General features: G+C 52.9%; 25 protein-coding genes. 14 read left to right on the forward strand and 11 right to left on the reverse strand.

What is annotated here, in order from left to right; translation table 11 throughout:
- Together OSC10802_RS52470 and OSC10802_RS0100790 are read left to right on the forward strand one after the other, a co-directional pair.
- A partial coding sequence (locus OSC10802_RS52470) for a hypothetical protein (RefSeq protein WP_198525033.1) occupies positions 1-188 on the forward strand: 188 nt, incomplete at its 5' end.
- Between the two features lie 377 nt (positions 189-565).
- Complete coding sequence (locus OSC10802_RS0100790) at positions 566-1,228, forward strand: hypothetical protein (RefSeq protein ID WP_017714874.1); 663 nt, start codon at positions 566-568, stop codon at positions 1,226-1,228.
- A 100-nt stretch (positions 1,229-1,328) separates the two neighbouring features.
- Here the strand turns inward: OSC10802_RS0100790 and ruvC are convergent, their stop codons facing one another.
- Together ruvC and bchI are read right to left on the reverse strand one after the other, a co-directional pair.
- Positions 1,329-1,814: a crossover junction endodeoxyribonuclease RuvC gene (ruvC, locus tag OSC10802_RS0100795; protein WP_017714875.1), complete on the reverse strand. Its 486-nt coding sequence runs from the start codon at positions 1,812-1,814 to the stop codon at positions 1,329-1,331.
- 70 nt (positions 1,815-1,884) lie between these two features.
- Positions 1,885-3,000 carry a magnesium chelatase ATPase subunit I gene (gene bchI / locus OSC10802_RS0100800; RefSeq protein ID WP_017714876.1) on the reverse strand — a complete coding sequence of 372 codons (1,116 nt, stop codon included), beginning with the start codon at positions 2,998-3,000 and terminating at the stop codon, positions 1,885-1,887.
- A 93-nt stretch (positions 3,001-3,093) separates the two neighbouring features.
- On the opposite strand from bchI, the gene OSC10802_RS48520 reads away from it, so the two are divergent.
- The 3 genes from OSC10802_RS48520 to OSC10802_RS0100815 all read left to right on the forward strand — a co-directional run bounded on the left by OSC10802_RS48520 (position 3,094) and on the right by OSC10802_RS0100815 (position 5,640).
- Positions 3,094-3,237 carry a hypothetical protein gene (locus tag OSC10802_RS48520; RefSeq protein ID WP_017714877.1) on the forward strand — a complete coding sequence of 48 codons (144 nt, stop codon included), beginning with the start codon at positions 3,094-3,096 and terminating at the stop codon, positions 3,235-3,237.
- A gap of 163 nt (positions 3,238-3,400) precedes the next feature.
- Positions 3,401-3,892 (forward strand): hypothetical protein, encoded by a 492-nt coding sequence (locus OSC10802_RS0100810; RefSeq protein WP_155967265.1) that lies wholly within the window; start codon positions 3,401-3,403, stop codon positions 3,890-3,892.
- A gap of 626 nt (positions 3,893-4,518) precedes the next feature.
- A complete protein-coding gene (locus tag OSC10802_RS0100815) occupies positions 4,519-5,640 on the forward strand; it encodes a hybrid sensor histidine kinase/response regulator (RefSeq protein ID WP_017714879.1) in 1,122 nt (373 codons plus the stop codon).
- A gap of 143 nt (positions 5,641-5,783) precedes the next feature.
- Here OSC10802_RS0100815 and OSC10802_RS0100820 read toward each other — a convergent pair whose 3' ends face one another.
- The 3 genes from OSC10802_RS0100820 to OSC10802_RS0100830 all read right to left on the reverse strand — a co-directional run bounded on the left by OSC10802_RS0100820 (position 5,784) and on the right by OSC10802_RS0100830 (position 11,103).
- Positions 5,784-6,899, reverse strand: coding sequence for an endonuclease/exonuclease/phosphatase family protein (locus OSC10802_RS0100820; RefSeq protein ID WP_017714880.1), 1,116 nt, complete (start codon positions 6,897-6,899; stop codon positions 5,784-5,786).
- 10 nt (positions 6,900-6,909) lie between these two features.
- Complete coding sequence (locus OSC10802_RS0100825) at positions 6,910-7,974, reverse strand: endonuclease/exonuclease/phosphatase family protein (RefSeq protein WP_017714881.1); 1,065 nt, start codon at positions 7,972-7,974, stop codon at positions 6,910-6,912.
- 393 nt (positions 7,975-8,367) lie between these two features.
- Positions 8,368-11,103, reverse strand: coding sequence for an EAL domain-containing protein (locus OSC10802_RS0100830; RefSeq protein WP_155967267.1), 2,736 nt, complete (start codon positions 11,101-11,103; stop codon positions 8,368-8,370).
- Positions 11,104-11,150: 47 nt separating this feature from the next.
- Between OSC10802_RS0100830 and dapB the strand changes: the two genes are divergently transcribed.
- Positions 11,151-11,978, forward strand: a complete 828-nt coding sequence (gene dapB / locus OSC10802_RS0100835) for a 4-hydroxy-tetrahydrodipicolinate reductase (RefSeq protein ID WP_017714883.1) — start codon at positions 11,151-11,153, stop codon at positions 11,976-11,978.
- A gap of 156 nt (positions 11,979-12,134) precedes the next feature.
- Here dapB and OSC10802_RS0100840 read toward each other — a convergent pair whose 3' ends face one another.
- On the reverse strand, positions 12,135-12,575 hold the full coding sequence (locus OSC10802_RS0100840) for a tellurite resistance TerB family protein (RefSeq protein ID WP_017714884.1): 441 nt from the start codon (positions 12,573-12,575) through the stop codon (positions 12,135-12,137).
- A 114-nt stretch (positions 12,576-12,689) separates the two neighbouring features.
- Between OSC10802_RS0100840 and OSC10802_RS0100845 the strand changes: the two genes are divergently transcribed.
- A complete protein-coding gene (locus tag OSC10802_RS0100845) occupies positions 12,690-13,358 on the forward strand; it encodes a DUF8619 family protein (RefSeq protein WP_017714885.1) in 669 nt (222 codons plus the stop codon).
- A 101-nt stretch (positions 13,359-13,459) separates the two neighbouring features.
- Here the strand turns inward: OSC10802_RS0100845 and OSC10802_RS0100850 are convergent, their stop codons facing one another.
- Both OSC10802_RS0100850 and OSC10802_RS0100855 read right to left on the reverse strand, forming a co-directional pair.
- The gene (locus OSC10802_RS0100850) at positions 13,460-14,089 is read right to left on the reverse strand and encodes a precorrin-8X methylmutase (RefSeq protein WP_026098058.1); all 630 of its coding nucleotides are present in this window, start codon (positions 14,087-14,089) and stop codon (positions 13,460-13,462) included.
- Between the two features lie 349 nt (positions 14,090-14,438).
- Positions 14,439-15,239 carry a TPM domain-containing protein gene (locus OSC10802_RS0100855; protein WP_017714887.1) on the reverse strand — a complete coding sequence of 267 codons (801 nt, stop codon included), beginning with the start codon at positions 15,237-15,239 and terminating at the stop codon, positions 14,439-14,441.
- Between the two features lie 448 nt (positions 15,240-15,687).
- Between OSC10802_RS0100855 and OSC10802_RS0100860 the strand changes: the two genes are divergently transcribed.
- Complete coding sequence (locus OSC10802_RS0100860) at positions 15,688-16,128, forward strand: ribosomal maturation YjgA family protein (RefSeq protein WP_232731589.1); 441 nt, start codon at positions 15,688-15,690, stop codon at positions 16,126-16,128.
- A gap of 368 nt (positions 16,129-16,496) precedes the next feature.
- A complete protein-coding gene (gene msrA, locus OSC10802_RS0100865; protein ID WP_017714889.1) occupies positions 16,497-16,985 on the forward strand; it encodes a peptide-methionine (S)-S-oxide reductase MsrA in 489 nt (162 codons plus the stop codon).
- 526 nt (positions 16,986-17,511) lie between these two features.
- On the opposite strand, the gene OSC10802_RS0100870 is transcribed toward msrA, so the two are convergent.
- Entirely contained in the window at positions 17,512-18,915 is a 1,404-nt protein-coding gene (locus OSC10802_RS0100870) for a helix-turn-helix domain-containing protein (protein WP_017714890.1), read from the reverse strand.
- A 125-nt stretch (positions 18,916-19,040) separates the two neighbouring features.
- Between OSC10802_RS0100870 and OSC10802_RS45615 the strand changes: the two genes are divergently transcribed.
- Entirely contained in the window at positions 19,041-19,577 is a 537-nt protein-coding gene (locus tag OSC10802_RS45615; RefSeq protein ID WP_071593250.1) for an NPCBM/NEW2 domain-containing protein, read from the forward strand.
- Between the two features lies 1 nt (position 19,578).
- A complete protein-coding gene (locus OSC10802_RS0100875; RefSeq protein WP_017714891.1) occupies positions 19,579-20,358 on the forward strand; it encodes a hypothetical protein in 780 nt (259 codons plus the stop codon).
- Positions 20,359-21,267: 909 nt separating this feature from the next.
- On the opposite strand, the gene OSC10802_RS0100880 is transcribed toward OSC10802_RS0100875, so the two are convergent.
- A complete protein-coding gene (locus OSC10802_RS0100880; RefSeq protein ID WP_017714892.1) occupies positions 21,268-22,782 on the reverse strand; it encodes a tetratricopeptide repeat-containing S1 family peptidase in 1,515 nt (504 codons plus the stop codon).
- Between the two features lie 356 nt (positions 22,783-23,138).
- Between OSC10802_RS0100880 and OSC10802_RS0100885 the strand changes: the two genes are divergently transcribed.
- Positions 23,139-23,405, forward strand: a complete 267-nt coding sequence (locus OSC10802_RS0100885) for a type II toxin-antitoxin system HicB family antitoxin (RefSeq protein WP_017714893.1) — start codon at positions 23,139-23,141, stop codon at positions 23,403-23,405.
- Positions 23,406-23,411: 6 nt separating this feature from the next.
- Positions 23,412-23,654: a type II toxin-antitoxin system HicA family toxin gene (locus OSC10802_RS0100890; RefSeq protein ID WP_017714894.1), complete on the forward strand. Its 243-nt coding sequence runs from the start codon at positions 23,412-23,414 to the stop codon at positions 23,652-23,654.
- A 130-nt stretch (positions 23,655-23,784) separates the two neighbouring features.
- Here the strand turns inward: OSC10802_RS0100890 and OSC10802_RS0100895 are convergent, their stop codons facing one another.
- Positions 23,785-24,384 (reverse strand): hypothetical protein, encoded by a 600-nt coding sequence (locus OSC10802_RS0100895; RefSeq protein WP_017714895.1) that lies wholly within the window; start codon positions 24,382-24,384, stop codon positions 23,785-23,787.
- Positions 24,385-24,765: 381 nt separating this feature from the next.
- Between OSC10802_RS0100895 and OSC10802_RS0100900 the strand changes: the two genes are divergently transcribed.
- Complete coding sequence (locus OSC10802_RS0100900) at positions 24,766-25,245, forward strand: ankyrin repeat domain-containing protein (RefSeq protein ID WP_017714896.1); 480 nt, start codon at positions 24,766-24,768, stop codon at positions 25,243-25,245.
- The last annotated feature ends 46 nt before the right edge of the window (positions 25,246-25,291 follow it).

Here is a 25,291-nt window from a genome sequence, read left to right on the forward strand (position 1 = left end):
CAACCGGTACGATTGAGCCGGCAACCGGTACGATTGAGCCGGCAACCGGTACGATTGAGCCGGCAACCTATACGACTGAGCCGGCAACCGGTACGATTGAGCCGGCAACCTATACGACTGAGCCGGCAATCTATACGACTGAGCCGGCAACCGGTACGATTGAGCCGGCAACCGGTACGACTGAGTAACCCACCCCACACCACATTATAGCAGTATGCACTTAGATTAAGACATTAGATCGAGAGGGCACGGAGGGAAGGGAGCATCCCGTTTTTGCAAAGACGGGCATTGGGGATTGGGGATTGGGCAGTGGGCGATGGGGCATTGGGCAAAAGCTGTCAGTCTTCCCCATGCGCCATGCGCCATGCCCCATGCGCCATGCGCCATGCGCCATGCGCCATGCGCCATGCGCCATGCGCCATGCCACTAAGCTCTACAACTGAGCCGGAGACGCTTCCAATTCACCAGTATATTGATTTGGTTTCACTGAGACTGCGCTCAAAATCACCGGTGCAGAAGTTCAGTGAAATCGATCTGTCAAACATCCGTGAAGGGAAAGTTAAACATGACGAGTTATATTCCCAGACCTGATTCAGAATTTAACAGCTGGCAAACTAATTTTGCCAGTTACCTGAGCGGCAATCTGGAAGATTTGGGATTGACTGAGGAGCAGATAGCTCCCATCCCGGAGGCGCAAAATAAATGGCTTTCCGCTTATAATAATCATATTGCCGCACAAGCGGCTGCGGAAAGTGCCTGCCAGAATAAAGAGGACACCCGCAAAGCGTATCAGGAAGCCCTGCGACGGCTGGTGAAGCAGTTGCAGGCTAGCCCTGAGGTGACGGATGCGCAGCGGATGGCGTTGGGGATTACGGTGCGGGAGGCGAGCAAGAGGGCGGTTGGGGTGCCGGTGGCTCGCCCTTTGGCGCGGGTGGATGCTAGCGATCGGCTGCAGCACACTATTCATTTTGTGGGTGAGGATACGCCAACGCGCAGAGCTAAGCCGGCGGGGGTGATGGGTTGCGAACTGTGGGTAAAAATCGGGGGAGCACCGCCGGCAGATCCCAGTGAACTGACCTTTTTGGGGCTAGATACGGCGACTCCTTATGTGGCGAAGTATGCGGGGGAACATTCCGGCAAGATAGCGCATTATATGCTGCGCTGGGTGAGCACCCGGGGAGATAGAGGACCTTGGAGCCAGACGGTGAGCGCCATGATTCCGGCATAAGGGAAGAAAAACTGCTAGGGTGCGTTCCTCGTTCCCAGCTCAAGCTGGGAACGCCTATTTGGAGGCTCTGCCTCCTTGCAACCACATGCAAATTAAAAGGCTAGCGCTGGAACCACGCCGTCAGCGCCACTGCCAGCCCATCTGCAGCGTCATCGGGTTTGGGAATGTGCTCCAAATTCAACTCCCGCGCCACGGCTTGCTGCACCTCGTACTTATCTGCATTGCCGTAGCCGGTGAGCGCTTGCTTGATTTGCGGGGGGCTGAATTCCACGAGGGGCAATTTGTGTTGCGCCAGCACCAGCACCATCACGCCGCGCGCCTGCGCCACCAAAATGGTATTCCCCATTTGGTGGAAAAACAGTTTCTCGGCTGCAACCAGGTCAGGCTGTATCTGGTCAATTAAGGTGTGTAAATCTTCGTAGATGGTGCAAAGTCGCTGCCCAATTTCCTGCTTTGCCGGTGTTTGAATGACGCCAAAATCTATGGCGGAAACGGAGTGAGCCCCTGCGCTATCAGTCTGGCAGGAAATCACCCCAAATCCTAGAGTGGCTAACCCCGGGTCTAATCCTAGAATTCGTTTCTCCATTGTTTTTCGGTGCCAGCCTTTTGGGACAGGCGAGACGCCTGTCCTGCGCCGGATTTGAGAGGGGGGTGGGCTAGCGCTTGCCGGCAGCTGCGGGCTTGGTATCTTCGGGTTCGGCGAGTCCAAACACCCGGCAGAAGACTTTCTCAACTTTGTAACCGGAATCGATGGATTCGAGGGGGTCTTTGCGCAGCCGGTGCCGCAGACACATGAGGATGACGCGGCGGATATCATCTACTGTCACTTCCGTGCGACCTTCCAGAGCCGTTAGGGCTTTGGCGGCGCGGTTTGTCACCAAATCGCCCCGCAACCCATCGACATCGAGTTCGGAACAGACTTGGGAAATTTGCACGCGCAGGTCGTAGTCAATTTGAACGGATTTCAGCAAATTTTGGGCGCTGACAAGCTTCTGTTGCAGTTCGTCTTGCTGGTGCTGGTGCTTGTTGAGATACTCCAGGGGATTTTGGTCAAAACCGGAGCGCTCTTCGACAATTTGCACGCGAAGCGCCGGCTCTTTCACCGTGCGGATTTCGCAGCACAAGCCGAAGCGGTCGAGCAACTGCGGTCGCAGCTCGCCTTCTTCGGGGTTTCCCGATCCGACTAGCACAAATCGAGCCGGGTGTCTGACAGAAATCCCCTCCCGCTCTACTGTATTCCAGCCCGATGCGGCGGAGTCGAGAAGCACGTCTACCAGGTGGTCGTCGAGCAGGTTCACTTCATCAATGTAGAGAATGCCCCGGTTGGCTTTGGCGAGGAGTCCCGGTTCAAACGCTTTGACGCCTTCAGAAAGGGCTTTTTCTATGTCAATGGTGCCGCAAACGCGGTCTTCGGTGGCACCCAAGGGCAGGTCTACCATTGGGACTTTTTTCTGGACAGCCGGCACCTCTTCGAGTCCCGCCAGCCTTTCGCGCACGTCATCGCTCATTAAGTCTGGGTCGCTCGGGTGGCTGTTGAAGGGGTCATCCGCCACGACCTCGATTTCGGGCAGCAGGTCTGCTAGCGCCCGGATAGTGGTAGATTTGCCGGTGCCGCGATCCCCCATGATCATCACCCCGCCTATTTTGGGGTCAATCACATTCAGCAGCAGCGCCAGTTTCATCTCTTCCTGCCCAACAATGGCAGTGAAGGGAAAAACGGCGCGACGGGCGGTTAAATTCAGGGCAGGGGGGGCTGTGGCGGTGAGAGTCACGAGAATTCCTAGGGCTTAAGCATCCTTGATTACCGCTTTTTATTGTGCCACACTAGGCGCTCACTTTTGTCCCTCCCTCGGGAAGATTCCCGGATGCGCTTATCTGCAAAAAAAAGTGGTAAAATCCACAGGGAGATATTTTATAGCCCGTGCCGGTCTGTCGCGCAGTTCTCGCAGACCGGCGATCTGAGAAATGCCGGCACTCGCGCCAGCGGTCTGAACAGCGAAGCGGCCTGAAGGCCAGAATTAAGAAACTGGAGAAAATCCCATCCGGTTAATTTATAGCATAAATATTAGTCCGCGCAGGCGGACTTCGCCTGTATAGCGGCAGAATTTATTCTGCCGTATAACAAGCATACAGCCGGATAGAATCCAACTGACGCCGCAATGGCCACGGGGTTTGACTGCCGGGGGTCCGGGGGAGCGGACAGCACTGTCCCGATTTTCGCTGTCCCCGTCACCGGCAGGGGCGATGGCATCTGGATGGCCAGCCGGCAAGGGACGGGTGCGGTTTCGGTGGCCAGACCTAAGACTAGCCCGACAGGGAATTGTACCGATTGTAGCCGGCAATACAGCAAAGTTGGCGATTGTTTGGTTTAATCGCCACAAAGTGCTTGTGAAAGTGCAGGTGGCGCAAGCAGTATGGCCAGGAGAATCGGTGGCCTTGCTGGCGATACCTGACTCGCCGCAGGCGATGAAGCGCTGCGATCTGGAAAAGTTTAGTGCTGGGATTTTGTGGGAGAAGTGCCGGCTACTATATATATGGCTGCGCAAGGCTGAGATAGCCTCCACCTCCGGCGCGCCGCCCGTGGAGACGGTGCGGTTGCGGGAGCGCGTGCCTGAACATCAAAGTCCGAGCTGCGAGAGGAATGTTTTGCATGCGCCAGCATAGAATTTTTTCTATGCTGAACTTGGAATAGCACTGGTGCCACAATAAACTAGCTCAGTCAAGGCCAGAAAAACAGCTCCAGCTGAAGTCAATTCCCCACAGCGTCAAAAACAGCGGTCATGTCGAGCCGGCGGTTTCTTCAGTCCCCCTCTATCCAAGACCGGCATCGGAGGACAGCCAGAATCGGAGACAAGGAATGGCGCTCACTCAGGAAATCTTCTCTCGCGCGCAAGACTTGCGCCCCAATAGATAGGGCTGAATATGTTCCTGATTGGGGAAAGAATTTGTTTCGGGGCTTTTGGGTTTTTGTAGCTTGCGATCCCCCTCCCTCTTGATTTATCCTAATAAATGGAGTTACAATTTACTTCAGCCAGCCTTTCCTAGGCAAGGCAAAATTGGCAAATTGCCAAGACAGTCAGCTTACAAAAATTTTATGATAGAATTTATGTGACGAGAGCGTGGCACCGGCATGCAGTCGGATTTGGACTCCCACAAGACCGAATCATTAGGGGTGCAGTGTGTTGGCACCTGAACCGAGCTGCAGGAAGGCACTCTTGAGCTTTACCGCAGCAAGGGAACGCTGTTCAACCGGAAATTATATCAGCTCAAATCCAGAAAGAGGTAAAAAAATGGCTGCCCGTAAAATCCTCGTAGTAGAAGACGAATTTCTGGTAGCAAAATACTTGCAATTTAGATTGCCAAAGTTGGGCTATCATGTGGCCGGTGTGGTTTCCTCCGGTGAGGCAGCGCTTGAAAAAGCCGCAGAAGCCCTGCCGGATTTAGTTTTGATGGATATTAACCTAAAAGGAAGAATGGACGGAGTGGAAGCGGCGGGGCAAATCCGCACTTGTTTTGATATTCCCGTTGTTTATCTAACGGCTTGCGCCGATGAGCAGACCTTGAACCGAGCTGGGGGTTCAGAACCTTTCGGCTATCTCCTCAAACCTTTTCAGGACAAACAATTACAAACAACCATCGAAATTGCCCTGCGCCGGCATCAGGCAGAAGCCAGACTCAGGAGCGGGTTGGAAACGGCAGAAAAACTCAGAAAAGAAGCCGAAGAAATCAGCGAAAAAAAAACGCGCCATCTCTCCATCGCCTCCCACGAGTTGCGCAACCCCCTGACGACGATTTTACTTTCTGCCGAAACGCTGGCATTTAACCTGGACCGGTGGGACGATCAGAAAAAACGGCGATATCTTCATTTCATTCAAGGCGCTGCCGAAAATATGAGCCAGGTTATCGAGGATGTTCTCGTGATAGGGCGTGCGGAAGCAGGTAAACTGGAGTTAAAACCGGCACTGCTGGAGCTAGAAAATTTCTGCCGCAATTTGGTGGAAGAGTTGCTGCTGGGGAGCAGCAAACAGCACCGGATCATTTTTACCCGCACCGGCACCCATGGCGCTGCGGTGATGGACAAACAGCTGCTGCGGCAAATCCTAATGAATTTGCTGTGCAACGCCATCAAATATTCCCCCACCGGCAGCACCATTAATTTTACCCTAAATTATCAGCCTAGCCGTGCTGTGTTTCGGATTCAAGATGCCGGGATCGGCATCCCCCCGGAAGAAATGCACCGGCTGTTTGAACCGTTCTACCGCTGCAGCAATGTGAACAGCATTTGTGGGAACGGGCTCGGTTTAGCCATCGTCAAAAAAGCCGTGGAGTTACACCGGGGTGAAATCGCTGTAGAGTCGGAAATAGGAGCCGGCACCACCTTTACTGTGACGATCCCCCTGAATGGGGGGTAGGGGAATAAGCCGTTATTTTTACCGCAGATGCGCGCAGATATAGAGGTTCTCAGTTGGATGAACTGCTGAAACCCGGTTTCTTAAAGAAACCGGGTTTCTCAGTACCATAAGAGAAACGCTATAAACGCAGACAGCACCAGCATTCATCTGCGGGCATTCTTGAACTTCTGCGGGATAAATTCCTTGGGGAGACTTGGGGGAAAATTACTTAATAAGAGTTCCGCTCCCACCGGCAGATGCTCTGAACCCGCTGCCGGCAGAACCTTCGCCGAGAGCGATCCCCAGTGCGGAGAATGCCAAATATAGTCAATCCTAACCAGGGGAACGCTTAATTTCCAGCTAAACTTTTTCAGGATGAAATTCAGATCCCAGCCGTCAGGCCAAGTAAAGCCAAAGCCCAATCCTGCTGTGCGGAAAGCATCTCGCATGACAGCACTCAACTCATGGTAATCTTGAGACTGATCTGTCATATTAAAGTCGCCGGCGGCAATCACCGGCAGCGTTTCTTTCTGGACTCTCGCCACTAAATCTTTAATCTCTGCCGAACGATCTGCGTACTCGTAAGCGGGAACTGTAAGAAAAGGTAAAATTTTATGGGGGCGAATCCAAGGCGAGATGGTTGAAATATTGTAAACAGCAACGCCTTGCCGGTTAATTTGGATGACAGCTCGTTGCTGAACTTCTTGATGACCGGCCAGGTGTATAATTTCGGAATACAGGATAGGGGATTTGCTGAGAATGGCGGCTGGCGGCTGGCCAAATTGGTACGGGTAGGATGCTTTGAGCCAGACAAAAGCTCTTTGGGTGTGTTTGAGAACAATTTCTTGCAAAAAAATGAGATCGGGTTGCTCCTGCTGAATCAGGTTCGCCAAAGTTTCCGAGCTGGTTTTATACCAGCCGCAGTTTAGAGACAAAACCTTGATGCTGGGGGCACCACTTGCAGCAGCCGGCTGGGGGGAAAAATAGGTGAGGTGCAGCCAACCCAGGAGCCAGAGGCAAGCCACAGATGAAACTATGGCAAACCAGCGTTTCCTGATGATAAATAATGCTAGAATGGGCAGGAGTAAAATCGGAAATAAAATCCAAGGAACAAACGTGCCGGCAAAGGCAACCGGCCACAGCCTGTCCCAAAATAGCAGTCTCAGAATCAGATAGCTGGCAATCAGTCCTGAGTAGGTGCAGGCGAGCAGTTGCGCAGTTAGCTGCAAAAGCCGGTAAAGCTTAATTCGAGCTATTAGTCTGTCCAGGATTGAGCTCATCTTCATTTCTCTAAAATTCCTCGCGCTTTAATAACGATCCCACTTGCGGGAGCATCTGCAGTTCTGCCCCCACCGGCAGATGCTCTGAACCGATTGCCGGTAAAACCTTGGCTGATTTAGCCCCCCAGTGCGGAGAGTACCAAACATAGTCAAGCCTCACCAGGGGAAAGTTTAATTCACCGTTTAACTTTTGATTAAATAAATTCAGATTCCATCCGGAAGGCCAAGTAAAGCCAAAACCCCATCCTGCTGTTCGGAAAGCATCTCGCACAACGGTTTTCAAATGATGGTAGTCTTGAGACTGTTCTGTAAAATTAAAGTCGCCGGCGGCAATAACCGGAAGCGTTTCTTTTTGGAGTCGCCGCACTAAATCTTTAATTTGTGTCGGGCGTTCGGGAAAATCGTAAACTGGGATGGTGAGGGAAGGCAAAATTTGCTGCTTGCGAATCCACGGGGGTGTCGTTGAAATGTGATAAAGAACGACATCTTGCTGGTTGATTTCGATAAGAGCTCGTTCCTGTGGTTCCTCCCAAGCGCCCAGATGTAAACCTTGGAAAGAGCGAATGGGATATTTGCTCAGTATGACGTGGTACTCGCGACCCCCGTGGTATGGGTATAATTCTGCCAACTTAGAGAAGACAGCTTGGGTGTCATTTCCCCCAATTTCTTGCAAACAAATGAGGTCTGGGTTTTCCGACTGAATTAGATTAATCAAAGCTTCTGGTGATTTGGTATGCCAGCCGAAGTTTGCAGAAAAAACCTTAACGCTGAGCGGGGAGTTACTGATATTAGCCGGCTGGGGAGAAAAGTAGGTGACGTGCAGCCAACCCAGCAGCCAAATGCAAGCCACCGATGAAACAATTGCGAACCAGCGTTTCTTTATGAACAAGAATGCTAGAATGGGCAGGAGGAAAATTGGCAAGAAAATCCAAGGGACAAAATCACCGGCAAAAGCAACCGGCCACAGCCTGTCCCAAAATATCAGTCTGAGAATCAGATAGCCGGCAATCAGTGCTGAGTAGGCGTAGGCGAGCAGTTGAGCAATTAGCTGCAAAAATCGGGAAAGCTTAATCATAGCGCGGTTTGCAATAGCTTCCTATTAGTGGTGTGGGGACAAAAGACGGGATAGCGCTCAAATAAGATTAACGTGAAATAGTGGCTTCCCTGAAGAGTCCAGGCATGAGACTTATCCCTTACCCACTGCCCTGCTCTTTTAATTTATACATATTTCAGGCTGTAAACAGTGATTTCAATCTGAATGATAAATGAATATACTCACCGAGGTGGTGTGATACATATCACAAGTAGGGTGCGTGATAGATGCTAAGCTGTTTTGCTTTTAATTTGCTTTCCCTTGAAAGGGGGCGGAGCCTCCATAAGCGCGTTCCCAGGCAGAGCCTGGGAACGAGATCGTAGGGGTGGAAGGGATAAATTAAATGCGCCATAGCTGATCGGGCACCCGACTCCTTCAAACTTCAAAAGGTTTGGACGCCAGCAAAGCCTCTGCAGCCTCAGCCGGCACCGGCTTGGCGAAGAAATAGCCCTGAGCGCACTCGCAGCCGAGCTCTCGCAGCACAGCCACCTGCTGGGAAGTTTCCACGCCTTCTGCAATCACATCCATCCCCAAATTGTGAGCCAGCGTCACAATTGCCCGCACAATCTCCACATATTCGCTCCCCTTGCCCAGCCGGCTGACAAAGGAGCGGTCAACCTTCAACGTATTGGTGGGAAAGCGGTGCAAATAGCTCAAAGAAGAATAGCCGGTGCCGAAATCATCAATCCCCAGCTGAACATTCAGCGCTTTAAGTTGCGACAGCATAGCCAGCGCCGAGTCAATATTATCCATCACCACACTTTCCGTAATTTCCAACTTCAAACAGCGGGCATCCAAACCCGTCTGTTGCAGGGTGTGTTCAACTTCTGCAATCAAACCCGCGTGGGAAAACTGTTTCCCAGAAAGATTGACGCTGATGATTAAAGCCGCAGGAGAATCACCCCCCACACTGTCCCCTGCTGCCGAGTTAGAAACGCGATTTATCGCGCCGGTAGAAGACGGTTCAGAGCTGGATATCTCCTGCGCTCCCTCGATTCCCTCAGAGCGAGCTGTCCCAGAAAATTGCTCCTGCCACTGGCGCAGCTGCCGGCAGGCTTCGCGCATCACGAAGGCTCCTAGCGGCACAATCAATGCCGTTTCTTCCGCCACCGGGATAAACTCCCCCGGGAAAACCATACCCCGCTGGGGGTGCTTCCAGCGCACCAAAGCCTCAAAACCGGCAATTTTCCCACTTGACAGACAGACGAAAGGCTGGTAGAAAACCACAAACTCTTCGCGCTCAATTGCCCGCCGCAGCTCAGTCTCCAGCTGCAAGCGCTTCGCCCGATCGTCCTGCATCCCCGCCTCAAACAGCTGATAGCGCCCGCGCCCCCCAGCCCGAGATCGATACATGGCCGTCTGGGCGTTGCGCAGCAGGTCTGGGGCGTCAGCGCTCTTCCCCAGAGCAATGCCGGTGCTGGCGGTGATAAACACTTCCAGTCCGCTGTGGTGGAACGGTCGCTCCAGCTCCGCGTGCAGGCGCTCGACAGTGCCGGTCGCCGCGCTAGCATCATTAATATCCTTGAGGAAGATAGCGAAGGCATCCCCCTCAACCCGCGCCACTGTACCGGCACCCTGCAGGGCGTCGTGCAGGCGCTTTGCTATCGCCACCAGCAGCTCGTCGCCGCCTCTGTCTCCCAGAGAGCCGCTCACCGCGCCGAAACTGTCCAAATCCAGAAACAGCACCGCACAGGAACCATCCTTGCCCCTGCTGGCGCGAACCTGTTGCGCGGCGAGGAGCTGGGCGAACTTGGCGCGGTTGGGCAAGCCGGTCAGGGAGTCGTGAAAAGTGTGATAGCGGAATTTTGCCCAGCGCACACCGGCACCCCCCGCCAGAAATGCCAAAACCGGCGGCACCACCGGCACCCACCCGCCAAGAAAAAACAAACTCATGCTGGTGCCCAACAGCACCGCCACACCGGCACCCGCGCCGATCCCCAGCTGCAGGGGGTGGCGCAGCAGCAGGGCCAGCGCGCCGCCGGTGAGGGCCCAGCCCCCAATCCAGAGGGCTTCCAGCCATTCGGGCCAGAACCAAAACAGGGGGCGCGCGCCGGTGACGGCATCGAGAATTTGGCTCACCATCTCCGCGTGAATCAAAACCCCGGGCATTTTGGGCATTTCGCGAACGCCGGCGCTGTAGGGAGTCAGGTAGAGGTCTTTGAGACTGGGGGCGGTGGTGCCCACCAGTACAATCTTGTCTCTCACCCAGTCCGGGTTGAGATCGCCGCTCAAAACCTGCCTGAGGGTGACAGTTCGCGCCACATTGCAGCCACAGCGGTAATTCAGCAGGATCTGGTATCCCCGGGCGTCAGCGCCGGCATACCCGCCAGAATTGGCCTCTAAGGGCCAAAACCGGGCTTTCCCCCACAAAATCAGCTCCGGATTGCTGTCGCTGTTCTTCGGCAATATCCCCCGGCTGTTGAGATAGGTTTCGGCGAGCCGCATAGAAAATGAGTGCAGGACGTTTGTCTGACCGTCTTCTGTTTCAAAGGAAGCAAACATCAAATTGCGGCGAATCACCTCATCTGGGTCAAGCAGCACGTCGTTAAACCCGACTCGCTGTGCCGGCACAGCGGCGGGGGGGGGCACGCTGCCTTTGGCTCCCTCGCCGATATGGGTAATGGCAATGATATTGGAGTTTTTCAGCCTTTGAGCCAGTTCCGCACTCCCGGGCTCTTGGGGGAGGTCGCGATACAGGTCCAGACCGAGAGCGCGGGGGTTGAGCCCGGCTAATTTTGCCAGGAGATCGGCGAGAACCTTATCTGTGAGGGGCCATTTTTTTTGGGCCCGCATGTCTTCTTCCGTGATTTCCACCACGAGCAGGCGGGGGTCGGGGCCATCTGGCGGGCGCACTAGCACCATCGAGTCATAAGCGGCGAGTTCCAGAGGCTGCAGGAAGCCCAGCTGCCGCACCAGAAGCAGCAAGGCGGTGACGGTGAGGGTGGCGAGGGTGAGGTGGCGGCCAAACACGCGCAGGCCGGTGGCAGTTGACAGGGCAGAACGAATGCTCACAAGATCTGACACAGAAGCTGGATCGGCAGGCAGCATAACAGTATATTTGCGCCGGCTTTTCCCCGCGACCGGCACCCGCGCTCTGCTGTGATTTCTCAAAGCCAGTCTAAAATTTGCTTGTTGGGTACTACATTTTTACCAGATTCATGACCAGCCCTAACCCTATCCCTGTTGTTGTTAACGGTGCCGCCGGCAAAATGGGCCGCGAGGTGGTCAAGGCGGTGGCGCAAGCCCCGGACATGACCCTGATTGGAGCTATCGACCGCGACCCCCAGTACCAAGGCCAAGATGCGGGCGAGCTGGCCGGTTGCGGGGTGCTGGAAATTCCGATTGCCAGTGAGCTGGAGTCGGTGCTGGCATTTGCCGGCCAGCAAAAAGAGCTGGGGGTGATGGTGGATTTCACCCACCCCAAATCGGTTTACGATAATGTCCGCTCTGCCATTGCCTATGGCATCCGCCCCGTCGTCGGCACCACCGGCATGAGCCCGAAACAGATCCAAGATTTGGCTGAGTTCGCCGACAGAGCCAGCACCGGCTGCCTTATTGTTCCCAATTTTTCCATCGGAATGGTCCTCCTGCAGCAGGCTGCTGTTGCGGCGTCCAAATATTTTGACTGTGTGGAGATTATTGAGCTGCACCACAACCAAAAAGCCGACGCTCCCAGCGGCACTGCCATTCAAACCGCCCAGATGCTTGCCGAAATGGGCAAAACCTACAATCCCCCACAGGTTGAGGAAACCGAAAAACTTGCCGGTGCCCGAGGCGCTTGTGCCGACGAGGGCATTCGCATTCACAGCATCCGCCTCCCCGGTTTGATTGCCCACCAAGAGGTGATCTTCGGCGCATTAGGTCAAGTCTACACCCTGCGCCACGACACCACCGACCGGTCTTGCTACATGCCCGGCGTCTTGCTGGCCATTCGCCAAGTCCGGCCCCTGAAATCTCTGGTTTACGGTTTGGAAAAGATCCTTTAAGCCCGAGCAGCAGTCCGGTTGAATACTTTTCTCTAGGGCGTTGCCGTCCCCCAGCCGGCCCCCATTTGCAAGCTTTTTCGCGAGCGCTTCTGTTGCCGCCAGCCCTTAACACCCACACCATACTATGAAAAGTAATTAACCGGACATTTAGGCGCTCTAGCCTCGGTTCTTAATCACCATAACGTCCATTATGTTTTGAGCGGTCTGCTTTGGAATCTCCAGTTTTTGAGCGAGATCGCTCAAATAATTCTTTTCTGGTGGGGTGAGGACGCCATCTGCCAAAATAATATCAGTGGCTACAGCAAACGCTGTTTCCCGCATTTCAGGTGAGAGAACTTCTGTGACAGAGTTAAATAGCTCCTCGGCACTTTGCTCTTCGAGCAATTCTGAGACATCCTCAAAAATTGCTGCCATGTCATCATCGGAATAATCCTGAAAGAGGTTCATGCCATTGAGGGTGATAAAAGCCTCCAGCGCCTCCTCCTCGGATATTTCCTCATCCGCGTTCATGGCAAATACGATGACGCTGCTAAATGCTGTGCACTCGTCCATCTCCCACTCTAATTCCAAAAGTTCGTCTTCGTCGTGGTAACTCATAAAACCTCCAATACAATTGGATATCCAGCCCGTTATTGTAGCTTTAATCGCGCCCGCGAGAGTGGGTAAAGATTAAAAAAACTTATATTATTGGGCGGTAAGCGCCTTGTACCCATGCTGATCCCCTTAACTCGCAAAACATTTGAAAGACTGATTCCCGCCGTTGCCACCGGCGCTCAATACGCCTACTGCTGGGGCAAGTTCTCAGATTTTTTAAAGCGGTTGCTGATTTCTGTCGTCAGCGTGCTGCTTATTTTTCTGCTGGGACTGGCGTTAGGCGACCGGGGCGGGGGGCAGTTGGAGCTGATCGCCGGCATCGCCACCGGCCTGTACTGGCTTTGGGGGCCGGTGGCTGCGGCCAGTTTCCGCAACGCTGAGTGCCGGCGCTATCTCTATTGCGGACTGTGGCAAGGGCGGGTCTTGGATGTGTATATCACAGATGAAGTGGTCGGTCAAGAGGAAACCGTCAACGCCAAAGGACAGCTGGTGATCGTCGAGAACCGAGAGCGGCGGCTGAATCTGGCCGTCGGCGACCGCACCGGCTTTTCTACCGAGCTGCAAGTCCCCCTGCGCAAAGAACACTCCAGCATCGCTCCCGGTCAGCTGGCTCAAATGCTGGTGATGTCCAATCAGCCCAACTTGAGCCGGATTGCCAAAGTCTCAGATATTTATATTCCCAGTCAAAAGGTCTGGGTGAGTGACTATCCCTACCTGCGGCGGGATGAATTTTCTGAGGTCAGCCAAGAGTTGCGCTCCCGCAAAAAATCTGCTTCCAAGGGCTAACAGTGGGGCATGGGGCATGGGGCATGGGGCATTGGACAATCAATCCAAAATCCTTGCATCCAAAATCCTTGCATCCAAAATTTCCCCTGCCCAGTACCCAATTACAAATTGCTCCTCCCCTCTTGGCCGTAGGCTTGCCACGCCAGGTCCACCAGTCCATTGACAATGGCCACGGCCACCACCGCACTGCCCTTGCGCCCGTCAATGCGAATGTGAGGGACGAGGGAGTCATTCAACCGAGCTTTGGCGACATCCACATCCACAAAGCCGGCGGGCGTGCCAATTACCAGAGCCGGCCTGATCTCCTCCGCTTCTATCAGCTCCACGATGGCGGTGAGCGCCGTCGGGGCTTGACCCACCACAAAGATTGCCTCCGGATAGCGTCTGGCTAGGGTTTCAATCCCCCAAGCGGCGCGAGTTTTTTCTTTTTGGGGGCGCGTCAGGGCTTCCATGCTGCAGTACACCGGATTGGCAAAAGTGTTTTGGATCTGGGGGGCAATGCCAACCTGCACCATCGGCACATCTACGACAATGGTGGTGCGCGCCGCCAGCGCCGCCGCCCCAGCTTGCAGGGCTTGCTCGGAAAAGTGAATCAGGGATTTGTACTCAAAGTCAGCTGTTGCGCAAATCACCCGCCGCAATATCTCGTATTCTGCCGGTGAGAAAGAGTGGTCGCCGATTTCTCGGTCAACAACTGCCAGACTTTGGGCGTCGGTTACATGCCATTCCATCATAAATCTTCTCGGCGCTCTTCCCCTTCTTTCCCGCTGGACAGAAGGAGCGCCGCCCTCCATACGTTTAACGTTAAAAACTTTAAATCTTTGTAAGAAGCTTTAATAAACATTGTTAGGGGTTAGAGGTTGGGGAGGGAATAGTAATTAGGGGATGGGGGATAGGGGTAATGTCTAATATCTAAAACCCTAAAACCTAAAACCTAAACCCTAGCACCTATAGCGTTTCTCAGTTGAATGAACGTGTTTGCCCAGAAACCCGGTTTCTTAAAGAAACCGGGTTTCTCAGTACCTCACTAATATGAGAAACGCTATAACACCTAACACCTAACACCTGGAAAAACCGGCTTCAGGTTTCAGAAGCTGAGGATTGGTTGAGCACCGGCGTCAGGTAAGCCACTAAAGCCCCGAGAACAAACCCGATGATATTGCGGAATAGGGGCAGCCACTCGGCGGTGCGGCTGATCACCGGCCCAATGCCGAAGGCGACAAACAGGATGCCCCACAGGGGGGAGAAAATCAGCGCCCACTGCCACGCAAAGATTTTGCCATCGCGGGGTTGAGCGGCAAATCCAAACACGAGCCCGCCAATCACAGAAGTAATCAGCGTCAAAATCCATTGCTCTCTGGGCAACCCGGGCACAACCCGGCAGCCGCCCTGGCGCAAACAAGTCTTGATCGACTCTAGGGACTGCACGATCGCTTGGTCTTCGCCCTCTTCCCGCACAAAGAACTGATTGCCGAAGCGAGTTTGCAACTCCACCCAGAAGGTGCGGGGCAGCAGCGGGTACAGGTCATCCCCGACATTGAAGTTTAGCAGATTGCCGCCGCGCGGATCGGCCACCAGCAGCACGCTCCTGTTATCCAGACCCCAAAATTTCTTCACCGCCCGTCCGGGGGTGCGGTCATACTGGGTCAGCACTCGCAGTTTGAAGCCGGTTTCCGCTTCAAATTGCTGCAGGTCCCTGTCCAGCGCCGCTTCCTGCACGGCGGTCAGGGACTTGGCCAAGTCAATCACTGCGGTCTGGGTCTCGGGAAGCAAGTCCGGATTCTCGTAGGCTCGGGCCACCGGCGCTATCGCCCAAGCGGACACAGCCAGGAACACTGCGGCTAAGGATACCAGAAGTCTTTGAGCAAATAGCTGTTTCATGGCAAGTTCTATAGTCTCTCGTGCGGGCCCTAACGGTTTGTCTTATAGGTTAATGAAAAATATAACATTTCTTTACAAAATTTTAAGTTGCGCGACAGCAGTTACTTCTGAGTGGGGCCGGCATGGCCAGGGCCCAGGACCCTCCGGCCCGATTCCTTCGTTCCAAGGGCCGGCCCCCAAGCCACCGCAATACCATAGAATTGGCACAGCTGCGCTAAATTAATCATTTTTTAATGTAGTGCCGGCACAGGGCCCGCAAAAGAGCGGGACTTGGGCACTGAAAGAAACTGGGTTTCTGGTGTGATTAGATTAAGAGGGCAGGCGAGACGCCTGCCCTACGCCTTTTATCCCTAGGCCACTGATGTCCGTGCCCAATATGATGGGATCTGGTTGAGAAACCCGGTTTCTGCGTAAGCTCTAAAGACATTCAAAACCTATTTAAGCGGACATGATGACTGTTCCCAGTTTCCGCTCCCTGCGGTTTCGCGCCTACCGAACCGTCCTGGCGATCGTCCTGCTGGTGCTCGTACCCGTGGGCTTGTACACTAAGGCTTACCGGGGTCAGCTGGACTGGTGGGTCAACGATTATGCCGGTGCGATCCTCTACGAAGCCTTCTGGATAGTGCTGGTGGCCTTTATCTGGCCACAGGTGCCGCCGGCCAAAGTGGCCACCGGCGTGTTCGCCGTCACCGCACTGCTGGAATGCCTCCAGCTGTGGCAGCCCCCATTCTTGCAAGCGATTCGGGCCACCTTTGTAGGGCGCACCCTCCTGGGCACGACTTTTGCGTGGTGGGACTTTCCCCACTATGTTTTGGGATGCGCCCTGACTTGGCTAGCGCTGCGCTACCTCAAATCCAAGCTGGTGAGAGTCAGGGAAGAAATCGTGTAGAGTGCCGGTGCATAGAGGCTTTGCGTAAGTCCTGACTTGAAAAGGTTTGTAGTAGGGCTTTAGCCCAACCGGCTCCTTTGCAGTGGAGCAAGTTTTCACTGGTGCCGGTGTGCCCAGCAAGAGAAGCGAAAGGTTTGTAGTAGGGCTTTAGCCCAACCGGCTCCTTTGCAGTGGGGCCAGTTTTCATTCGTGCCGGTGTGCCCAGCAAGAGAAGCGAAAGGTTTGTAGTAGGGCTTTAGCCCAACCGGCTCCTTTGCAGTGGAGCCAGTTTTCACTGGTGCCGGTGTGCCCAGCTCCCAAGCGACTGCCTCCTTTCTACAATAAACATATTAAAAAGGTAACAGCCTAGCATCTGAGAACGGAAAAACATGAATTTTGCCACATTTGCCGCCGGCTGCTTTTGGGGAGTAGAAGACAGGTTTCGCCAAGTCAAAGGGGTGATTGCAACAGCAGCCGGCTACACCGGCGGGCACTTTCCCAATCCCTGCTATCTCGATGTTTGCGCCAGAATTACCGGGCACGCCGAGGCGGTGCGGGTGGAGTACGACCCCAATCTAGTAACCTATGAACAGCTGCTGGAAGTGTTTTGGGATTGCCACGATCCCACCCAACTCAACCGGCAGGGACCCGACCGGGGAGAGCAGTACCGCTCTGCTATATTCTACCACAGTCCTGAGCAGGAAAAAGCCGCCCGGGCATCCAAATTAAAGCTCCAAATGTCAGGGAAATATGATAGGGATATTGTTACCGAGATAAAGCCGGCGGGCGAGTTCTGGGTTGCGGCTGAGGAGCACCAGCAGTATTTCGAGAAGAAACGGCGCAGAGAGGAGGGTAAATCTGATATAATATGCCGGTGACTGACTGGAATTTTGTTCTGTATGGGGATTATAGCATGGGCTAGATTAACCCAAGGAAAGCACCTTAGGAGACAGAGCCTCCAAAGCGGCGTTCCCAGGCGGTAGGGGCGGGTTCCCGTGCTATTAGTGTCAACTTAAGCTGTGTCCCGTAGTCTCTGGGCGGTTGAAACCGCAGCTATACAGACAAAACCCGCAAGGCAAGGGTTTTAAGATTCTAGCTCTTCTCTTAAGTCCGCGTAGGCGGACTTTGTTTGTGTAGCCGCGATTTCCAATCGCCAGTAATCTCCCGGCGGTTGAAACCGCAGCTATACAGACAAAACCCGCCTGCGCGGGTTTTAAGATTCTAGCTCTTCTCTTAAGTCCGCGTAGGCGGACTTCGTTTGTGTAGCCGCGATTTCCAATCGCCAGGAGCTTAAATTGACGCCAATGCCCCCCGTGGCCGCCCCCGGTTTCTGCCTCCTTCACGAAGGGGAATAAACCGGGTGTGAGAAACCGGGTTTCTTTTAGAAACCCGGTTTCTGCCTCCTCACGAAAGATACCGATTTCTCACATACTGTTGTAACACGGGATTCAGGCTAAAAAAGGTTGCACCTTCCCGCTCTTGTGTGCCGGCTAAGAACCGCCTGACGAGGGATTGCATGGCATTCATTACCTCGGCAGGGGAAAAGGGGCTCGTCTGGCAAAGTTGCGGTAAGGCAACCGGGTGGGGTTCATTCGCCAGCTGAATCATTAACTTTTGCTCTTGTTCGGTGAGGCGCTGAAAGTGCCGGTCTAACTGTTCTTGCAAAGATTCATCTAATATGATAGTATCGTATTGCAAGAACTCAGCAACTCTGCCCCCACACAACTCTTGAATCATCGTTGCAGTGAGTTTTAACCACAGGGGATTGCCTTGATAGGTATCAATAAGCGTTTGCCAACTTGCTTCATTGGAGAGGTTTTGCTGGCTCAAGATTTCTTTGCCGGCAACACCTAAACCCTCCAATACGAATGAGCGGACAAGGTTATTTTCCTTTTCCTGTTTGGCAATGTCTCTGGGTTTCTCCCAGCTGAGCAACATGACACAGCTGTTGTGGGAGACTTCTCCGATAAGTTGGAAAAAGTGGTAATAGTCTTCGCAGCCGGATTTATACTGTCCTGCGAGTTGCCGGCTGCTGAAAAGCATCTGCACGTCATCGAGGAGAATCAGGCAGCGATACTTGCGCAGGTGGTTGAGGAGTTGGGAGAGTGGGGTTTCGCTGGTGCGGGGGGTGTCTTTGTCGGAGAAGATTTTCCGCAGGTTGGTGAGGGTTGCGTCTGGGGGTGGGGAGAAGCGGAGGCTGCGATAGATGATATAGTCGAAGTGGGTTTTGATTTGCTCGGTGAGGCGGATGGCGAGGGCGGTTTTGCCAATGCCGCTGATTCCCAGAAGTGCGATGAGGCGACAGCGATCTTCTGTTATCCACTGTTGGAGGGTGGTGAGTTCGGAGGTTCGTCCGTAAAAGGTGAAGGGTTCGGGTGCGTCGCCTAAGTCGAGATGGAGTTGGGTTGGGGTTTCCTGGGGTTGCTGTGTGCCGGTGGGTTTGGCGGGAGGTTCTTGGCAGATGTGAAGGTTGTTAATTGTTAGATTATCGCTGCCGATAGTTTGGGGTGAAAAATTGTAAACTTTACCTTTCTCGAATATATATCTAAAATTGGCTTTAGTAATGTTTTTACCCAGTCCCTGAGAGAGAATTTTCCAAAGTTCATGTCCAACATTTCTTACATGACTGGTACTGGAGTAAACTTCGTCAGCGATTTGCGAGTAGGTGCGCTCTTGTAAGGTTCCCCGGAGGATAGCTTCTTGCAGATAGTCCAGATGCTTTCCCGTCTTAGCGAAAACGAGGTCGTCGGCGAGTTGTAAGACTTCGGCGATGTCCACAGGCAAGGGAGGCGATGGAGTTGACGCCATCCAGTATAGCCGGTTTTTCGTACATTTGTGACATTTCGGATCTGGCCATCCGGGCAAAAGTCAGGATTTTTCGTACACAGGCTATGTCTTATAGTAGTTGATCGACGTGCCGGTAGGATATTTCTATGAAGCGATTCCGGTTGCTCAGCCGGTTGCTCTCGGCTGGGATGCTCTCTGCGATGTTAGGGACACTGGCCGCACAAGTGGCACAGGCCCAGCGCCCTATTCCCTTGTCCGAGCTGAAGTGTTTGCAAGCAAAAATCACACCAGGTTACAACTGGTCTTATAGGGCTGAAAGTGAGGATATTTCCGTAGGCAGAGAGTTTTACACCAGCATCGCATGGATTAGACAGGGTAGCACTCTGACTTGCCGGCTGCCAGGAGGGCGTGCTTCTTTCCGATTAGAGTTGGGCATTCCTGACGCCTCAAAGAGCTCACCATTACGAATAGATGTTTATCTAGACGGAAATAAAGTCGCTTCTCGCACTGTCGATCAGGGTAAGGCGCATACGATTCTACTAGATATTACCAATGGGAAAAGTCTGGCAGTAGAAGTATCTTGTGCCAGCGACACAAGTTGCTATGGAGACAGCACATGTTACTTTATAAAAGCCCAAGTTGAGCCGGCAGCAACTTCGCCAAGTTCGCCAGGGAGTAGATAAAATGAGTCTCAGTCGCCGTCAATTCAATCGCCTCATCATCTGGGGTGGGGCTTCTTTTACGGCTTCGGCCACATCCGGCATCTTTTTCCCCAAACCGGCTGAAGCCTATTCCCTAGAATTTCCCCTCAGCGCCTTGTCAGCCGATCGGGTTTTCACCGGCATTCAGCGATACTGCGGAGCCGAGCCGATTCCCGGCGTTTTATCGTCCATCTTGCAAGGGAGTAAAAATCTTAACAGTAAAATCCCGCCAGATGTCGCTAACAGCATTCGCACTGCCGACCAAGTATTTGTCAGCCGGGATTTTACCAGAAACAGAACCGAATTAGCCGTAACTGGCAGCGAGTCTGATTCTGCTGCCGCTACCAGCCGGCTGTGGGGGAGGCAGAGACAAGATAACTTCGGCCCCAATGTGGGTTTTGGCTTCGTGCAGAAGTTTGAAGACCAATACAGCGATGCCAAAATTTCTGGCCCAACCATGTGCGGTATTTATAATTCCCAGAAAGTGTTAGCCGATCAAAAACTAACGCCCCCAGAAATTGCCGCTTCTTTATTACCAACCCGCTCAACGTTTGATGATTGGGGTTCTTGGTCGGGAGATCCCGATGGCTCTGTAGGGAAAAACCCCGGTGTGGGTTTTACTCAGTATAGCACAGCAGGGGGAACTGTGACATCCCGCTACGATTTAGTCGAACCAGGGCCAAAAGGCTTTGGGCAAGTGCAGTTGATTGTAGAAGCGGACAACCAACCCCGGCGGACAATATTAGTAACGGTGAGGTTTTAGGGATACGGCAGGTTGAAACCTTTAGGAATACGGCAGGTTGAAACCTTTAGGAATACGGCAGGTTGAAACCTTTAGGAATACGGCAGGTTGAAACCTGCCGCTATACAGACAAAGCCCGCCTGCGCGGGCTAAAGAATGTCCGCGCCTTTTGTAGGGGCGGTGCGGCACGACCGCCCCGGCGAGGGGGGGAAGGACGCTATCGCGTCCCGCTTCGCTATCGTTCCTGACTCACTTGTAAGTAGCAACTTGAGTTATATAGCAAGTCTAAATGATTTGTGTCCCGTAGTCTCTGGGCGGTTGAAACCGCAGCTATACAGACAAAACCCGCCTGCGCGGGTTTTAAGATTGTAGTTCTTCTCTTAAGTCCGCGTAGGCGGACTTCGTTTGTCGCAGTGAGTTTCAAGAGACTGTTGGCGTGCTTGATGTGGGGTAAGACCCCACCCCTAAGTTTCCTCGTTCCCAGCTCAAGCCCGGAGGAGGAAAAACCGGGCACATTGTGAGAGTCTCGCTCCACTCTTAGCCCGCGTAGGCGGGCTTCGTCTGTATAGCCGCGATTTCAATCGCCAGGAACCTGGCCAACTAGTCTGAGGTCTAACCCCTCACGAATTCGCCAACAGTCCCGTAGTCTCTGGGCGGTTGAAACCGCAGCTATACAGACAAAACCCGCCTGCGCGGGTTTTAAGATTGTAGTTCTTCTCTTAAGTCCGCGTAGGCGGACTTCGTTTGTCGCAGTGAGTTTCAATCGCCGGGAGCTTAAGTTGACACTTAAGTCCGCGTAGGCGGACTTCGTTTGTCGCAGTGAGTTTCAATCGCCGGGAGCTTAAGTTGACACTAATGGCACGGGGGTCCGCCCCTACGAAACCGGGGTTCTGAAATTTACACGAATGATTTAGACGCGCTATATACACCCTACCGTTGCAGTTGGCGAATCATATCTAAGGCTTTTTGAGCGTCGGAGGTCATCCCTTGGGCGTTAAATAAACGAGCCGCTTGCTCCAAATCTGCAATTGCCCCTTGCCGGTCGCCCATTCTGGTTAAAGTAATGCCTCGGTTAGCATAGGCTTTCGCATAATTGGGACTGAGTTGAATGGCTTGAGTGTAATCCGCTAAGGCAGCCCGGTCATTGCCGGTGCGGAAAAGCGCCAATCCTCTGTTAAAATAAGTGTTAGCCCGACCCGGATTAATCTGGAGGGCTTGATTGAAATCATCAATCGCTTGTTTCTGATCGCCCAACTCGGAAAGCGCTACCCCTCGGTTATTGTAAGCGGCGGCAAAGCTGCGATCCAGACGGATAACTTGAGTGTAATCAGAGACTGCGCCCGGTTTATCGCCCATTGCCGAGAGAACGAGCCCTCGATTGTAATAAGCATCGACATAAGCTGCATTCAGCTCGATCACTTTGCTGTAATCAGCCATACTTTTTGGCAAAACTTTCTGCTCGAAATAGGCAAGACCGCGATAGAAGTAAGCTTCGGCGTAATCTGGCTGAGTTTGCAGCGCCTGAGTCAAATCCGCAATCGCCCCAGACAAATCTCCTGTATCAAACCGGCTCAACCCCCGAACATAATAAGTTTTAGCATCCCTGGGGCTATTCACCCCTGCCGGCGCATTACTCGGGGGCGAAGTATTGACCAAAATCGCAGAGCGGTTTAACCCCGCTTCGGACAGCTTTGCCAGAAAAGTATTCACAGGAATAGCAGCATTAAATCCCGTTTTCGTAAGCGCTATTCCTGTGGGGTTTTCCTGAGGATCTTCTCCCTGTTCATAATCGAGATCGCCCTGTCCGTGAATGCCAACCACGCGCCCTTCGCCATCAAATACTGGCCCCCCACTCATTCCACCTTTTGTTATAGCATAATAGCGTAAAGTATAGCCTCTGGGATGGTTCGGGAGACGACTGGTAACAGCGCCCCGTGAAAACTCATGGTTACGGTTAGTTCCGGACTTTCCAAGAAAGCTATTCGCTGGATAGCCTGAAACAAAGATGTCCGCACCGATTACAGCTTGCTCTGAATCCCCAAAAGTTACAACGGGATAAGATTCGGGGCTGTCAAATGTTACCACGGCTAAATCCGGCTGATTTGTTTCTTTTTGCAATAGCACAGCACGAGTTACGGGATAGTCTTTGCCGGTGTGAGTGCGGATCGTATAGGTGGCTTGAGAATTGTCAACAACATGATTGCAAGTGAGGGCTGTATAAGTGTTGCCCTGTTTAGCAATGATAAACCCAGATCCGCTGCTGACGCGATTTGAATTTGAATATTTTCCATTGATTTGAACCGTGACTGTAATGGCTATTTGGCCAATCTCTTGGGGAGATTTTGCTAAAAGCGGTGCCGGCGCAAAGGTGACTATGCCTGCTACCGTTACTGTTCCAGCCAGGAGGCTAGTGAGGGAACAAAACTGCGAATAAACCCGACTCATAAATGATGGCTTGCGAAGGATAATAGCTGTCTGCATTCAATAGTATAAGCCGGGGTGGAATGCCGGGATAGTAGATAGTGTCAGGTTGGGGAAACTTCGGATTTTTCGTACATTTCTGACATTTCGTACAGTTCGGGATAAGTCGCCTCACCTCCCTTGGCAAAGCAATTCCAGCCGCTCTGGCATTTGCGGAGTAACGCTCGGCGAGCCGGTGTGATTTATCCTATTGTGGGGACAACCGAGAAGGCGCTGTGCTGCTGGCATAAAAGGAGAGGCGACGCTTTCCCGGCTTCCCGTGCTATAATGGTTAAGCAACTAAAAAAAGCTTCATTCAATTACAAGAGGTTTGAGAATCTGTGCCCCAACGTATCGAAGTACGAATCGAAATCTTCCGAGAGGGAAACTTATATGTAGGAGTTTGCCCGGATTTAGACGTTTCCAGCTTTGGGGAAACCGTCGAGGAAGCCAAGCAGTCTGTGCGAGAAGCCTTGCAAGCTTTCTTTGAAGAATGTGAGGCAATGGGCACGCTGCAAGAAGTTCTGGAAGAAGCCGGCTTTATTCAACAAGATGGGAACTGGCTACCCCGCCAACCTGTGTCCTCGGATTTGCTAGCCATTCGGTGAGGAAAAATGGCACCTGCTCGTAAGATTACACCGATTCCCTATCAAATCCTGGTGAGGGTTTTTGAGTTGGAGGGCTTCACAGTTAAGCGTCAAAGAGGCGATCACCTAATCCTGACTAAGCCAGGGATCAATCGACCGGCTGTAATTAAAACCAGTCCGGGTGAAGTGCCGGTGGCTCACATTATGACAAATTTAAGGACGGCTGGAATCAGCCGCGAACGCTATTTTGAACTTCTAGATTTGGTTTAATCCCCTCTATCTTTAGGTGAAGGCGAGCGCCTTTCTTTTCCGCAAAGAGCCATCCCCAGGACTCCTTCATCTTTCCCACGGGGCGCTCACCCCACCTATGCAAGTGTCTCATGCCTTATGCCCCATGCCCTTACTGTCTCCCCCACAGCGCCAGCCCACCTCCGCGCCCTCTAGCAGCAATTATATCATCCCCGATGATAAAATAGGAGAAAAAGGCTTGTTTGCTGACACTTTCCTCATAAAACTCCCGCTCTTTTGCTTCCCCACCCCGCATCGAGCCTTGGTACACGACTCTCCCAAACAATTGCACCGAGATTCGCGTAAAGTCGAAGGCTAGGATGTTTTTCCCTGCCAGGAATTTAGCTGGCCCTGACAGCGCCAATCTTACAGCCCCAAACCGCACAATATTTTCAACATTACCCGCCTGAATTGAGCTATCGGGCGAAGGTGCCGGCGCAGCTGAGTATGAAAGTTGAATGCTCACCAATCCGGGAATGTAGCGCCCCGCACCCATCACTACACCGGCTCGCTGGCGCGTTTTTTTGGTGCCGGTGATAAAGCACAGCCGCCAGTCCCCAATTAACGGATCAAAGGAATAGTGGGTTTTGCTCTTTTTGGCGGTTTTCTCCGCCAGGAGAAGCGCATCAACCACCGCAGGAGGCGATGGCTTAGAACCGGACTGAGTTGTGATGGACTGAGCCGCTTGTTGCAGGACAGACAAGTTTTCCATGATTGGGATATGTTATGGCGTGTTTGTATAATTGTACTGCAGTGCCGGCGGTTAGGATCTATCCTTACAAACCCGCGAAGGCGGGTTTCGTCTGTATAGCCGCGATTTCTAATCGCCAGGATCTCTTGGCAAAAGCGGGATGCTACCGTGCCGGCGGTTAGTAAAGTAGTGTTTTCTGAACCGCCAAGACGCGCCTGTTCGCCAAGGAAGAATAAGAAGAGAATCCTGGTAATTTGGGATTTGGGATTGTGGATTGATGATTTTTCCCAATGCCCCATGCTCCATGCGCAATGCCCCATGCTCAATGCCCCAAGCCCAATGCCCAATGCCCCATTCCCAAGGAGCCGGTTATAATGAGGGTAAATTAGCGGAGGACCCTCCATGAGCGCCAATCTTGTAAATGCTGTTAAAAAGAATGACCTGGAACAAGCTAAGAAGTTAATTGCCAGCGGTGCGGATGTCAACCAAACAGACAGGAGTGGAAATAGCCTCTTGATTGCGAGTGCGGCGGAAGGTCACGCGGAAATGGTAAAGCTGCTGCTTGATTCGGGTGCCGATATTCGCGCTGTGGATGAGGACATGAAAGCCACCGCACTGCACGCCGCTGCCTATCTGCGCCATCCGCAAGCGATGAAAGTCCTGATAGAATATGGAATTGATATTAACGCCCAGGGGCCTTACAATGGATATACTGCCTTACACGATGCGGTGTGGCAAAATAATATTGAAGGAGTCAGGCTTTTGGTCAAAGCCGGCGCTCAGACAGACCTCAAAGGCAAAAACGGAGAAACGCCGCTAGACATCGCCAGAAAAAATGGCTTGAAGGAGATTGTTGCCATTCTCTCTGGGGTTGAAAGTTAAGAGACTGGCTATAAAGTAATTGTTAAGGCTGCCTTTGGGCCAGAAA

The sequence above is a fragment of the Kamptonema formosum PCC 10802 genome (genome assembly GCF_000332335.1).
GTDB lineage: Bacteria > Cyanobacteriota > Cyanobacteriia > Cyanobacteriales > Oscillatoriaceae > Oscillatoria.